13 protein-coding genes are annotated in these 13,244 nt (G+C 66.3%); 7 read left to right on the top strand and 6 right to left on the bottom strand.

What is annotated here, in order from left to right; genetic code table 11:
* Positions 1-82: 82 nt before the first annotated feature.
* The 3 genes from aroA to serC all read right to left on the bottom strand — a co-directional run bounded on the left by aroA (position 83) and on the right by serC (position 3,789).
* Positions 83-1,393, bottom strand: a complete 1,311-nt coding sequence (aroA, locus tag BM365_RS00935) for a 3-phosphoshikimate 1-carboxyvinyltransferase (RefSeq protein ID WP_093485769.1) — start codon at positions 1,391-1,393, stop codon at positions 83-85.
* Positions 1,394-1,438: 45 nt separating this feature from the next.
* Positions 1,439-2,590: a prephenate dehydratase gene (pheA, locus tag BM365_RS00930; protein WP_093485767.1), complete on the bottom strand. Its 1,152-nt coding sequence runs from the start codon at positions 2,588-2,590 to the stop codon at positions 1,439-1,441.
* A 113-nt stretch (positions 2,591-2,703) separates the two neighbouring features.
* Positions 2,704-3,789, bottom strand: a complete 1,086-nt coding sequence (gene serC, locus BM365_RS00925; protein ID WP_093485765.1) for a phosphoserine transaminase — start codon at positions 3,787-3,789, stop codon at positions 2,704-2,706.
* A 173-nt stretch (positions 3,790-3,962) separates the two neighbouring features.
* Here serC and msrP point away from each other — a divergent pair, with 173 nt between their 5' ends.
* Together msrP and msrQ are read left to right on the top strand one after the other, a co-directional pair.
* Entirely contained in the window at positions 3,963-4,931 is a 969-nt protein-coding gene (gene msrP, locus BM365_RS00920; RefSeq protein ID WP_093485763.1) for a protein-methionine-sulfoxide reductase catalytic subunit MsrP, read from the top strand.
* A 9-nt stretch (positions 4,932-4,940) separates the two neighbouring features.
* Positions 4,941-5,570 carry a protein-methionine-sulfoxide reductase heme-binding subunit MsrQ gene (msrQ, locus tag BM365_RS00915; protein WP_093485761.1) on the top strand — a complete coding sequence of 210 codons (630 nt, stop codon included), beginning with the start codon at positions 4,941-4,943 and terminating at the stop codon, positions 5,568-5,570.
* On the opposite strand, the gene BM365_RS00910 is transcribed toward msrQ, so the two are convergent.
* A complete protein-coding gene (locus BM365_RS00910) occupies positions 5,539-6,342 on the bottom strand; it encodes an FHA domain-containing protein (RefSeq protein ID WP_093485759.1) in 804 nt (267 codons plus the stop codon). The two genes, msrQ and BM365_RS00910, sit on opposite strands and share 32 nt — an antisense overlap.
* A gap of 99 nt (positions 6,343-6,441) precedes the next feature.
* On the opposite strand from BM365_RS00910, the gene BM365_RS00905 reads away from it, so the two are divergent.
* On the top strand, positions 6,442-6,717 hold the full coding sequence (locus BM365_RS00905) for a polyhydroxyalkanoic acid system family protein (RefSeq protein ID WP_093485757.1): 276 nt from the start codon (positions 6,442-6,444) through the stop codon (positions 6,715-6,717).
* A 3-nt stretch (positions 6,718-6,720) separates the two neighbouring features.
* Here BM365_RS00905 and BM365_RS00900 read toward each other — a convergent pair whose 3' ends face one another.
* Positions 6,721-7,437, bottom strand: coding sequence for a DUF8198 family protein (locus tag BM365_RS00900; RefSeq protein WP_093485755.1), 717 nt, complete (start codon positions 7,435-7,437; stop codon positions 6,721-6,723).
* Between the two features lie 87 nt (positions 7,438-7,524).
* On the opposite strand from BM365_RS00900, the gene BM365_RS00895 reads away from it, so the two are divergent.
* The 4 genes from BM365_RS00895 to BM365_RS00880 all read left to right on the top strand — a co-directional run bounded on the left by BM365_RS00895 (position 7,525) and on the right by BM365_RS00880 (position 11,139).
* Positions 7,525-8,769 (top strand): patatin-like phospholipase family protein, encoded by a 1,245-nt coding sequence (locus tag BM365_RS00895; protein ID WP_093485753.1) that lies wholly within the window; start codon positions 7,525-7,527, stop codon positions 8,767-8,769.
* Positions 8,770-8,865: 96 nt separating this feature from the next.
* On the top strand, positions 8,866-9,426 hold the full coding sequence (locus tag BM365_RS00890) for a phasin family protein (RefSeq protein ID WP_093485751.1): 561 nt from the start codon (positions 8,866-8,868) through the stop codon (positions 9,424-9,426).
* A gap of 254 nt (positions 9,427-9,680) precedes the next feature.
* Complete coding sequence (locus BM365_RS00885; RefSeq protein WP_233210792.1) at positions 9,681-10,631, top strand: restriction endonuclease; 951 nt, start codon at positions 9,681-9,683, stop codon at positions 10,629-10,631.
* A gap of 85 nt (positions 10,632-10,716) precedes the next feature.
* A complete protein-coding gene (locus BM365_RS00880) occupies positions 10,717-11,139 on the top strand; it encodes a group II truncated hemoglobin (protein WP_093485749.1) in 423 nt (140 codons plus the stop codon).
* A 34-nt stretch (positions 11,140-11,173) separates the two neighbouring features.
* Here the strand turns inward: BM365_RS00880 and BM365_RS00875 are convergent, their stop codons facing one another.
* Entirely contained in the window at positions 11,174-13,162 is a 1,989-nt protein-coding gene (locus tag BM365_RS00875) for an SDR family oxidoreductase (protein ID WP_093485747.1), read from the bottom strand.
* Positions 13,163-13,244: the final 82 nt, after the last annotated feature.

The raw sequence follows: 13,244 nt of genomic DNA, 5'->3' as shown, positions 1-13,244 counted from the left end.
AGTGCTTCCAACACGGAGCTGACGAGGAAAGGAAAGGGGGATGCGGGCAGGCGTCCCCCTTTTTATGCGTCCGCTTTCGGACTCAGGCCTTTCGCAATGCGAAGCCCGCGCCCGTCGCCAACCCGTCGTAATTCGGGAACGACGTGGCCACGTTCGCCACGTCGCCGATGCGCACCTCGCCGGCAGCGAGCTGACCGGCGATCGAGAAGGCCATCGCGATGCGATGGTCGCCGTGGGAATCGACGGTGCCGCCCTGCAAGGCACCGGGGAAGATCGTGGCGCCGTCAGGCGTTTCTTCCACGCGCAGGCCCAGCGCGCGCAGGCCATTGGCCATGCTGGCGAGGCGGTCGGACTCTTTCACTCGCAATTCCGCCGCGCCGCGCACGACGGTGGGACCGTCTGCCGCAGCCGCCGCGACGAACAGTGCCGGGAACTCATCGATCATGTCGGGCACCAACGCCTCCGGCACCTCGATGCCCTGCAGCGGCGCGTAGCGGACGACCAGGTCCGCCACCGGCTCGCCGCCGTGTTCGCTGGCGTTCTCTTCGGTGATGTCCGCGCCCATCAGCCGCAGCGCCTGTAGCAGGCCGGTGCGGCGCGGGTTCAGTCCGACCGCGCGCAGGCGCAGTTCCGAACCGGGAATGATGCTGGCCGCGACCAGGAAGAACGCCGCCGACGAGAAGTCGGCCGGCACGGCGATGTCGGTCGCCTTCAGGCGCTGCCCGCCGCGCAGGCGTGCGAAGCCGGGCGAGAAGTCGATGTCGACACCGAAGGCCTTCAGCATGCGCTCGGTGTAGTCGCGCGTGGGATGCGGCTCGCGCACCACGGTCTCGCCTTCTGCGTACAGGCCAGCCAGCAGCACGGCCGATTTCACCTGTGCGCTGGCGACTTCCAGCGTGTAGTCGATACCGGCAAGGGCTTGTCCGCCATGGATGCGCAACGGTGGCAGGCCACCCTCTTCGGTGTCGATGCGCGCACCCATCGTGGACAGCGGGCCGGTGACGCGGCGCATGGGACGCTTGGACAGCGATTCGTCACCGATGAGCACGCTGTCGAACGATTGCGCGGCCAGCAGGCCGGCGAGCAGGCGCATGCCGGTGCCGGCGTTGCCGCAGTCCAGCGCGCCGTCCGCGGCCCTCAGGCCGTCGACGCCAACGCCGTGCACGACGCGGCGCGACGGCGAGGGTGTTTCCATCCGCACGCCGAGGCGCGAAAAGATCGCGGCGGTCGCGCGGGTGTCCTCGCCTTCCAGGAAGCCATCGATCGTCGACGTGCCGTCGGCCAGCGCGGCGAACATCGCCGCACGGTGCGATACCGACTTGTCGCCGGGGATATCCAGGGTGCCGCCCAGCGCGCGGCCGGCGGAGGCGATCCAGTCTTGCTTGCTGCTCATCAGGTCTCTCGGTTCATCGGCCCATGTACGGGCCCGGGCAACGGATCAGGGCACCGCGACGGGGTACGACCCCAGCACCTTGATCTGCGCCGAATGCTGTTTCAGTTCCGCCAGTGCCTGCTTCATCGACTCGTCGTCGATGTGGCCGGCCAGATCGATGAAGAAGCCGTACTCCCACTTCGCGTGGTGCGACGGCCGCGACTCGATCCGGTTCATGCTGATGCCGTGGCGGGCGAACGGGCTGAGCACGTCGAACAGCGCGCCGGGCTTGTCGTGGATGAAGACCAGCACCGAGGTGCGGTCGTGGCCCGACGGCGGGAAGATGCTGCGGCCGATCACCAGGAAGCGCGTGGTGTTGTCCTTGTCGTCCTGGATCGGGCTCATGACGACCTTCTTCAGGCCGTACACGTGCGCCGCACTCTCGCCCCCGATGGCCGCGGCATCGTCGTTGCCACGCGCGCGGCGGGCGCCCTCGGCGTTGCTCGACACCGGCACCTTCTCCACCTTCGGCAGGTTGGCGCGCAGCCAGCCCGCGGTCTGCGCGAACGACTGCGGGTGCGCGTAGATGCGCTCGATATCGTCGATGCGACCGGTGCGCGACATCAGGAACTGGTGCACCCGCAGCTCGACTTCACCGCAGATCTTCAGGTCCGAGGTCAGGAACATGTCCAGGGTGATCTGGATGGTGCCCTGTCCCGAGTTCTCCACCGGCACGACGCCGAAATCGGCGTTGCCGCTGGCCACTTCCTGGAACACTTCCTCGATGCTGGCCAGTGGCAGGCCATGCGCCGAGCGGCCGAAGTGCTTCAGCACGGCCTGCTGGCTGAAGGTACCTTCCGGCCCGAGATAACCGATCTTCAGCGGCTCCTGCTGTGCCAGGCAGGCGGACATGATTTCGCGGAAGACGTGCACCAGCACTTCGTCGCTGAGCGGGCCTTCGTTGCGGTCCACCACCATGCGCAGCACCTGGGCTTCGCGCTCCGGGCGGTAGTAGTCCACGGCGGCGGCCAGCTTGCCCTTGGCCTTGCCGACCTGGTGGGCAAAGACGGCGCGTTCGGCGATCAGCGACTGGATCTGGCGGTCGATGCCGTCGATCTTGGCGCGCACGTCGGACAGCACCGGGGCGGGCGTCGCCTCGGTTTTCTTGCCCGCAGCGGGCTTGGCGGTCTTCTTCGGCTTGCTGGGTTTGGAGGCCATAGGGTTTTCCGTAGTCCGTCGCCTCCCTGTGGGAGCGACGTAAGTCGCGAAAGGTTACCGGTAACGCTTCATCGCGACTTACGTCGCTCCCACATCGGGATGATGCGGTCGATTCATCCGTTGCGTTGCTGGAAGTCGTGCATGAACTGCACCAGCGCCTGCGCGCCTTCCACCGGCAGCGCGTTGTACAGCGAGGCGCGGATGCCGCCGACCGCCTTGTGGCCTTTCAGCGCCAGCAGGCCGGCCGCCTTGGATTCAGCCACGAAGCGCGCGTTGAGGGTGTCGTCCGGCAGGAAGAACGGGATGTTCATCCGCGAGCGCGCCGCTGGCGCCACGTCATTACGGTAGAATCCGCCGGACGCGTCAATGGCGTCGTAGACGAGCGACGATTTCACCGCATTGCGCCGCGCGAACTCGGCCACGCCGCCTTCGGCCAGCATCCACTTGAACACCAGGCCGGCGAGATACCAGTTCCAGGTCGGCGGCGTGTTGAGCATGGAGTCACGCGCCGCATGCGAGCGGTAATCGAAGATATCGGCGCGCGGCTGGCCGCTGCGCTCGAACAGGTCCTTGCGGATGATGACTACCGCCACGCCGACCGGACCCAGGTTCTTCTGCGCGCCAGCATAGATCACGCCGTACTTCGATACGTCCAGCGGCTCAGAGGCGATCGAGGAGCTGAAATCGGCGAACAACGGCACCTCGCCCACATCCGGGGTGTCGCGGAACTCGACACCGTGGATGGTCTCGTTGGCGGTGATGTGCACGTAAGCAGCACCGGGCGTGAGCCTCCAGGTGTCGCGTGGCGGGATGTCGTGGAAGCCACCGACCTCGCCGTCGGCCGCGATGTTGACCGTGCAGTAGGGCGCGGCCTGCTTGATCGCGGTCTTGCCCCAGTGGCCGGTGACCACGTAGTCCACCACCTGACCGGGACCGGCGAAGTTCAGCGCCAGCAGGGCTTGGTGGGTAGTGGCGCCACCGGACAGGAACAGCACCGCGTAGTCGTCCGGGATGCCGACCAGCCGGCGAAGGTCTGCCTCGGCCTCTGCCGCGACCGCGATGAAGTCCTGGCTGCGGTGGCTGATTTCCACAATGGACGCGCCGATGCCGTTCCAGTCGAGCATCTCGGCCTGAGCCTGCCGCAACACCGATTCGGGCAAGGTGGCGGGGCCGGCACTGAAATTGAACGCGCGCGTCATGGGGCACCTGAAAGAATGAATCCCTAGTATGCCGCAGTGCATCAGTTGCAGGGGCAACCAGCACGGAAAGCATCTCTTTCCCCTCGCCCTGCGTACTACCCTATGGAAACTGCCTTGCCCCGTGAACCATTCGCTGGTCCACAGGTCGAACGTGGACCCCAGGAGAAACCCTCATGTCGTTGCGCGATGCCTTGCGGATCCCTGCTTCGCAGATCACTGACGAAGCCGTCTATCTGGAACGCCGGCGCCTGCTGCAGACGCTCGCGGCCGTCCCGGCCCTCGCTCTCGCCGGCTGCGCCGAGGCAGACCCCCCCGCACCACCCAAGGTCACGGTGACGCCGGAGCAGGCGCGGTCGGGTTTCCGGACGGCTGAAACGCTGACCCGCTACGAAGACGTCGCCAGCTACAACAACTTCTATGAGTTCGGCACCGGCAAGGCCGACCCGTCGACCGCGCGCGAGACGCTGAAGACTTCGCCGTGGTCGGTGGTGGTCGGGGGCGAATGCGCCAAGCCGGGACGTATCGCGCTCGAGGACCTCCTGAAGGGACTGACGCCGGAAGAACGCGTGTACCGGCTCCGCTGCGTGGAAGGCTGGTCGATGGTGATCCCGTGGCTGGGCGTGCCGCTGGGCGAGGTGCTGAAGAAATTCCAGCCCACCGCCAAGGCCAAGTACGTCGCCTTCACCACCCTGGCCGACCCGGTGCAGATGCCGGGCGTGCGCTACTCCTCGATCAACTGGCCTTACCGCGAGGGCCTGCGCATCGACGAAGCGATGCACCCGCTCACCCTGCTGGCCACCGGGCTGTATGGCAAACCGCTGCCGCAGCAGAACGGTGCGCCGCTACGGTTGGTGGTGCCGTGGAAGTACGGCTTCAAGAGCATCAAGTCGATCGTGGAGATCAAGTTCGTCGAGCGCATGCCCGAGACAGCCTGGCACGACCTGCAGCCATCCGAGTACGGCTTCTTCTCCAACGTCAATCCGAACGTGGACCATCCCCGCTGGAGCCAGAAGACCGAGCGGCGCATCGCCGGCACGCAGAGCAAGTTGTTCGCCGAACGCATCCCGACGCGACTGTTCAACGGCTACGCCGACCAGGTTGCCTCGATGTACGCCGGCCTGGACCTGAAGAAGTGGTACTGAGCCGGACCGATGCGTAAGAGCTCCGTTGGCCTGATCGCCGCCAAGACCGCCATCCATGCGCTCGCTTTGGTGCCCCTCGGGATACTGGCGTGGCAGTTCGTCGATGTCTGGCGGACCGGTAGCGATGCGCTGGGTGCGGACCCGGTGGCGGAAATCGAACACCGCACGGGCCTGTGGGCGTTACGCCTGCTGATGGTGGCGCTGGCGATCACGCCGCTGCGCCAACTGACCGGCCAGCCGGTGTTGTTGCGGTTCCGCCGGATGATCGGACTGTATGCGTTCTTCTATGCCAGCGTGCACCTGGCGGCGTACCTGGCGCTGGATCTGCGCGGTTACTGGACGCAGATCTTCGAAGAAATCGTCAAGCGCCCGTACATCACCGTCGGGTTCACCGCGTGGTTGCTGCTGGTGCCGCTGGCGGTCACCTCGACCCAGGGCTGGATGCGACGCCTCGGCCGGCGCTGGGGCCAGCTGCACAAGTTGGTCTATGCGATCGGCGTGCTGGCCGTGCTGCATTTCTGGTGGCTGGTGAAATCCGACATCCGCGAGCCGCTGCTGTACGCGGTCATCCTGGCGGCACTGCTGGGATGGCGCGTGTGGAAATCGTTCAGCCGGCGCCGAACAGCAGCAGCGCGCTGAGCGCGGCCGCCATCAGCAACGCGGCCAGGAGCAGCCAAGGCCAGCGCCGCGCCGATCGCACCACGGGCCGGGTGCGGACCTCGTCCGCCAGCGCCTCATCGTCCATGTCCGCCGCGAGGGCATCGTTCCCTTGCGCACTGGGTGCCCACGGCACCTCCAGCACGAAGCGATGCTGCGCATCGAACACCACCTGGTCGCCCGCTACCAACAATGCATCGCGCACGGCGATGCCGTTCACGCGGGAGCCGTCGGCCGAACCCAGGTCGCGCAGCAGGACGCGGTCGCCACGCAGCTCCAGCCGCGCGTGCCGCTCGGCGAAGGTCGGGTCATCCACGCGGATGTCGGCATCGCGGCCACGGCCCACGATGCAGGGTTGCTCCAGCGATACGCTGCGGCCGTGGTACTTGCCCCCCAGCCCTCGCAGGACCACGCGGGCGTCGCCTTGACCGGCATCGGCGTCGCGCACGTCGGTGGCGGACTGGAAACCGGACTGCAGCAGCAACTCAACCCCTTCCACGTAAACCGCATCGCCGGGACGCAGCACGGCCATGCGCTTCACCGGCCGGCCGTTGATGTGCACGCCGCGCATGCCATTGGCGACCTGCAGCCAGAGGCCGCGGCGGTCCACGCAAATCTGCGCGAGCAGTGCGCCTTGCAAGGCATCGCCGACCCCGATGGTGCCGGCCGCTTCGCGCACGATGCGGTGCACGCCGGTGGTCAGCGGCCGGTCGGGCGAAGGGCGGTTGGTGAAGTGAAGTCGGAGGTTCTGCACGCGGCGTGAGCCTATCAGGTTGGCGTGCGCAGGGCAGCCCCGGCTTGGCATCGCGCGCGGCTGCCGCGCACAATACCGACGAACCGAGGGAGCACACGCATGGCCAGCATCGATATCCAGCACGCGCATTCCAAGTCCCCGAAGCAGGCCCGCAAGGCCGTCGAGGACGTCGCCAAGAAGCTGGCCGAACGCTTCGACATGGATTACGGGTGGGACGGCGATACGCTGAACTTCAGCCGCTCCGGCGTGGAAGGCAAGATCGCGCTGCTGGCTGACAAACTGCGGGTCACCGCAAATCTGGGGTTCCTGCTGTCGGCCATGAAGGGGCCGATCGAAGCGGAGATCCGCCGGGTGCTGAGCGACAAGTTCGACTGAGGATCAATCGCGGAACGGATCGGGATCGGCCGCGAACAGGCGGCGCGAGATGGTCCGCTCCGCCTTCTCGATGTCGCGCACGAACGCCTTGCCGTCGCCCAGCGCGGCGAAGGCCGCGAACCCCCGCTCCAGGAATCCCTGCAGCTCGCCCAGGCCCGTGGCCTTGGCCGGTCCCCGCGACAGTTTGAGCAGGGTGGCCACGCCCGGCGTCTTCACGGCCTGCGCCAGGCCCACACCGACTTCCGCGATCAGGTCGATCTGGTGCCCACGCAGGCGCGGCAGGCCGACCTCGCGGTATGCGCGGCCGTAGAGGTCCGCATCCAGCTTGCGGCGACTGGGCGCCAAGCGATGCAACGCCTCGGCCATCCGCATGTCGAGGGCATGGGTCAGCGCCCCCAGCTCGATGCCATGGGCGACGGTCCCCAGCACGGCCCCCGGCAACAGCCGCTGCATCATCGGCATGACTTTGGCGACGTTAGCATCGCGCCGGCTGAAGTCATGGTCGCCGTAGACATCGGTCAGGAAGAACATCGCCGCCGCGCGGCGCTTCGGATCGTTCAGGAAATGGGTGAAGCTAGTTTCCAGCCGTGCGGCCTGCCAGCGCCGCAGCTCGGGCAGCCACCGCAGGCGGTTCCGCGGCTCGACGTCCGGGTCATGCAGCGCTTGATGCCAGGCTAGCCGCCTGCCCACACGTTCGATCAGCGGATTTCCTCGGGCCATGGGTGACATGATCCGGGCCGGCCGGGCGCCCCGCAACCCGCAGGCCGGTCGGCTACACTCGGGCGGCAAGGTCATCACGGGTAGTACATGCTTTCGATCCACAGCGCGCGGAAACGGGGCCACAACGGCAAGATCGGGCTGGCCATCGCCGGCGGCGGCCCCATTGGCGGCATGTACGAACTCGGCGCGCTGCGTGCCCTCGACGAAGCGCTCGACGGCCTGGACCTGACCCGGATGGACTGCTACGTGGGCGTCAGCTCCGGCGCCTTCCTCGCTGCCGGCCTGGCCAACCGGATGGGTACGGCCGAGATGTGCCGCATCTTCATCACCGGCACCAGCGACGACGCCGAATTCCGGCCCGAGACCTTCCTGCGCCCCAACGTCAGCGAATACCTGCGGCGCGCCGCGAGCCTGCCCGGGCTGTACGCCGATTGGCTGTCGCGCCTGGTCCGAAACCCGCGCCGGGCCACGCGCTGGTCCGACCTGTTCCTGCGTTTCGGCGGCCTGGTGCCGACGGGCATCTTCGACAACGAGGAAGTCGAGCGTTTCCTGCGCGACATCTTCAGCCGGCGTGGCCGCAGCAACGATTTCCGCACGCTGGACGCGGACCTGTTCGTGGTGGCGGTGGACCTGGACAGCGGCGAAGCGGTGCGCTTCGGCGAGCAAGGCTGGGACGACATCCCGATCTCGCGCGCCGTGCAGGCCAGTTCCGCCCTGCCCGGTCTGTACCCGCCGGTGGAAATCGGTGGGCGGCATTTCCTCGACGGCGCGCTGCGCCGCACGATGCACGCCAGCACCGTACTGGACCGCGATATCGACCTGATGATCGGCATCAATCCGCTGGTGCCGTTCGATGCCAACCAGGCAGCCCCGCAGGCGGACGAAGCCGAACAGGTCGGACTGGCGAGCGGCGGATTGCCCGCCGTCCTGTCGCAGACCCTGCGCACCCTGCTGCAGTCGCGCATGCAGATCGGCATGGAGAAGTACCCGCACCGGTATCCGGACATCGACCAGTTGGTGTTCGAGCCCAACTCGGACGACAGCGAGCTCTTCTTCACCAATCTCTTCAGCTTCTCTTCGCGCCACCGCGTCTGCCAACTCGCCTACCGCAACACCCTGGCCGACCTGCGCAAGCGCGCCGCCGTGCTCAAGCCGATGTTGGCGGCGCATGGCATCCGGTACAACGACGACATCGTCAACGACCGCCACCGCTCGATCCTCGACGGCCTAGACGTCACCCCACGCATGACCGAAACCACGGCCCGCCTGCGTCGCGCCCTGGACGACGTGGACCAACTGGTTTCCAGCCGCCGGGCCGCCCGTCGCCCGTGATCCGATCACGGGTGCATCACCGGCTGGTGTGAAAACTCTAGACAGCGCTCCGATTCTGGCGCGCAATCCCTGCCACCACATCGCCGACGGAACGCCATGGCCACGTTGAAGAAATCCGCACGCAAGAAGACCGCTTCCGCTCCTTCCTCCAACAACGAACAGCTGCAGGCCCAGGCCGAACAGCTCTCCAAGCGCCTCGGCGAATCCGCGCAACAGGTCTGGCTCGCCGGCGTGGGGGCTTTCGGGCGCGCGCAGGCCGAAGGCACCAAGCTGTTCGAGACCCTCGTGAAAGAAGGCCTCTCGCTGGAGCAGATCACGCGCAAGACCGCCGGCGGCAAGGCGCAAGCGATGCGCGATGCGGTAGAGACCACCGTGGGCCAGGCTCGCGAGCGCGCTTCGGACACGTGGGATCGTCTTGAGAAGGTTTTCGAAGAACGCGTGCATCGCGCACTGCGCCGTCTCGAAGTGCCGAGCCGCGAAGACCTCTCCGCCCTGATCGATCGCGTCGACGCGCTCAATGCCGAACTGCGCAAGCTGGGCGGCGCTCCGGTCGCGAAGCCGACGAAGGCCCGCAAGGCCGCGGCCGCCAAAAAACCGGCACCGGCAGCGAAGAAAACGCCCGCCAAGCGTGCATCGCGCAAGAAGGCTGCACCATAAGGTTGCATATGCTTTTTCGTGTGCTTTCCTGAACAAAATTTTGTTGCGAAGCACCATCGAATGGCGTAACAATCATTCCAGCCCGCCAGTCCACTGAAGTTCGTTTGCTCCCCTCCCCTTACGGCTTCGGACTGGCGGGCTTTTCCATGCCCGCCGACATCGCATCGTCCATCAGGAACGACGCGACAACAGACACTCCGCGGCGCGCCGGGTAGAATCGCGGCTTCGAATAACAAAAAGCGCCTCCGCGACGCATGTCCATCTGGCTCCTTGGCCTGGCCGTCACCCTGGTGACCGGCATGGCGGCAACCGCCTACCTCTGGTTGGTCCGCCGTCCCCGCGATGAAATGTCCTACGGCCTGCATGCCCTGTCGGGGCTGCGCTGGCGCGAGTTCTCCAAACTGGTGCTGTCGGCGATGGAGCGTCGTGGCCTGGCGGAGGCCAGCCCGGAACCGCACGAATCCCGCGAACCTCAATCGACTTTCCTACTATCCCGAGGCGATGAACGCTGGTTGCTCTCCTGCAAGCACGGCTCGGCGTATCGGATCGCTGCTGCTCCCGTACTGGAATTGGCCGCGAGCATCCGCTTGGGCACGGCCCACGGCGGCATTCTCGCCACCGAAGGCAACGTGGAGAAGGAAGGTCGCGACGCGGCCCAGGGCAACAACATCGAAGTCTTGGACGGCCCCCGCCTGTGGCCCGAGGTCGTCGATCTGATCGAACCGAGCCTGCGCGAGCAAGTGATGACCTATGCGGCCGCTCGCGCCAAGCGCCATATCGGCATCGCCTGGTTCGGTGCCATCGCATTTGGTGCGGCCGCCATGGCGACATGGTCCGGCCAGCAAAGCGGCTCTGCCTCCGTCGAACGCCCTCTCCCCGCCGCGACGCCGGCAGCGCCCGCGCCTGTAGCGACCCCGCTGCCTCCGGCCACAGTGGGCAGCTTCAAGGAACCCACCGACGAAGAACTGGAAGCCCAGATGCGCGAGGTGCTTAAGGCGCTCGCCAAGACGCCCGGCATCACCCGTGGCGTATGGCAGACCAAGCTGACCCTGAGCGTGGACCGCATCGCCAGCGAGAAGGAAGTCTGGCCGTGGATCTGCCTGGAACTGGAGCGCTACCCCGCCCTGCGCACCACCCGCGTGCAGCTCAATCCACCGCCCGGCAGCAGCGAGCCCGTGCGCTGGCGCCAGTGCAAGACCATGTAGGACGGGGCACTGCGACACTGGGTCGCTGTGCACTTGGCCCTCGTCACCGGATGATTCCGCGGTCTTATTTCCGCGTGCCCCCTCGATGACTGACGCCCCAACTCCCTACGATCGCATCGGCGGCGAAGTCGGCCTGCGCCGGATGACGCAGCGCATGTACGCGCTGATGGATACCTTGCCGGAAGCCGCCGCGGTACGCGCGCAACATCCGGACTCGCTCGATGGCAGCGAGCAGAAACTGTTCGAGTTCCTCAGCGGCTGGCTAGGCGGTCCGCCGTTGTTCACCCAGAAGCACGGTGCGCCGATGCTGCGCGCCCGCCATTTGCCTTTCCGGATCGGCATGGCCGAGGCCAGCGGCTGGCTGGCGTGTTTCCATGGCGCCATGACCGAGACGGTGGAAGACGCAGACTTGCGCGACTTCATCTGGTCGCGGATCGAACCGCTCGCGATGCATATGCGCAACCTGCAGGCGGTGCCGTTGCGGTGGTCTGAGCCACAGGACACCTGACGCCGCATCCCCAGCGACTCCGCCAGCAGGGCTGCTACCAGTGCACGCCCCGCATGAGTGCGGCGAATGCGATCTGCTCCTGGCTCGGCGCCGATTCCTTGAGCGCCTTGCGGTCGCCCTTGGCGGCGGCCGAATCGGGAAACAGTTCGAAGGCGGTGTTCATCACCACTTCGTAAGCCTTCGGTGCGACGGCATTCACCAGCGCGGCGAAAATACCCAAGCGCGTGGCGATGCGGCTGGGCTTCTCGATGATGGCCTTGACCAGCAGGTCGGCCGCCTCGTCCGGGGACAGCGTGGGCACGCTGTCGTACATCTTGGTGGGCGCGATCATCGGCGTCTTCACCAGCGGCATGTTGATCGTGGTGAAGCTGATCCCCTTGCCCGACAGCTCGCCCTGCGCGCAGCGACTGAAGGCATCCAGGGCCGCCTTCGATGCCACATACGCAGAGAAGCGCGGCGAATTGGCCAGCACGCCGATCGAGCTGATGTTGATGATGTGGCCCTTCCGGCGTTCGGTCATCTTCGGCAGGAAGCCCATGATCAGGCGGATACTGCCGAAGTAATTCAGCTGCATCGTGCGCTCGAAATCGTGGAAGCGATCGTAGCTGGCCTCGATGGAGCGACGGATCGAGCGGCCCGCATTGTTGATCAGGATGTCCACGTGTCCGTGTTCGTCCAGCACGGTCTTCACCAACCGATCGCAGTCCGCCATATCGGAAAGGTCGGCGGTATAGGCGAACACCTTGCCGCCCGCCTTCTTCATGTCGTCGCGAGCCTTGAAAAGCTCTTCCTCGCCGCGCGCCACGATGATCGTGGTGGCGCCCGCTTCCGCGACGCGCTGCGCAGTGGACAGGCCGATGCCGGACGAACCGCCGGTGATGACGACCACCTTGTTGCGCACCTTGCCCTTCAACGATCGGTCGACGAACAGGTCCGGATCCAGATGGCGCTCCCAGTAGTCCCACAGGCGCCATGCGTAGTCGTCCAGGCGCGGCACGGCGATGCCGCTACCTTTCAGCGCCCGCTCCGTTTCGCGGCTGTCGAAGCGCGTCGGATAGGTGATGAACTTCAGCACTTCCTTGGGGATCTTGAAGTCGCGCAGGAGCATGCCGATGAAACGTCGCACCGGTGGCAGGTTGCCCACCGCCATGCGGATGCTGCCGGGCACGAAGGCGAACATGCGTGCGTCGATGCGCATGGTCATCTCCGGCGCATGGCCGGCACGGCAGAACGTGTTGAGCACTTCGCCGACGCGCATCGGCTCCGGGTCGGTCAGATGGAAGGTATGGCCATCCAGCTTCGGCTTGTGCGCAATGTGGTCCATCGCGTCGGCGACGAAATCCACCGGCACGATGTTGATGCGCCCCCCTTCGATGCCGAGCACCGGCACCCATTGCGGCAGCAGCTCGCGCAGCTTCTTGATCAAGGTGAAGAAGTAGTACGGGCCATCGATCTTATCGATCTCGCCCGTCTTGGAGTGGCCGACCACCATGCCGGGACGGTAGATGCGCCACTTGATGCGCTTCTCGTTGCGCACGAGGCCTTCGGACTCATGCTTGGTTCGCAGGTAGGGATCGTCCAGGCCCTCGGCTTCCTCGAACATGTCCTCGCGGAAGATGCCGGGGTACAAGCCTGCGGCCGCGATGGAACTGGTGTGGTGGAAGCAGCCCGCTTTCAGCGCGGCGGCAAGGTCCAGCGCGTGCTGGGTGCCGTCGATGTTGGCCGCCTGCTGCGATTCGCGGGTGGCCGTCAGGTCGTAGATGGCCGCGAGATGAAAGAAATGTTTCACCTTGCCGGTCAGCGTGCGTAGCTGGGCGGGGGTCAGCCCGCATCGCGGCTTGGTCATGTCGCCGTGCACCACGGACACGCGCTTCATGTCCCAGCCGGCCTTCTTGGCGATGGCGTCGAACTTCTTCTGCGAGTCCTTCCGGACCAGCACGTAGACCGTCCCGCTGCGCTTGAGGAGGTTGCCGACCAGATAACGGCCAATGAATCCCGTGGCGCCCGTGACGAAATAGCTCATGACGACCCAACCCTCGATTGTGTGGGCAAGCCCCTCCGACCGCCCTGCAGCCTACGTTGCCAGAGCCGTTGCGGTTCGACAA

This window comes from Pseudoxanthomonas sp. YR558, assembly GCF_900116385.1.
GTDB lineage: Bacteria > Pseudomonadota > Gammaproteobacteria > Xanthomonadales > Xanthomonadaceae > Pseudoxanthomonas_A.
The sequence above is the reverse complement of the archived record's forward strand: the minus strand, read 5'-3'. Positions and strand labels throughout refer to the sequence as shown.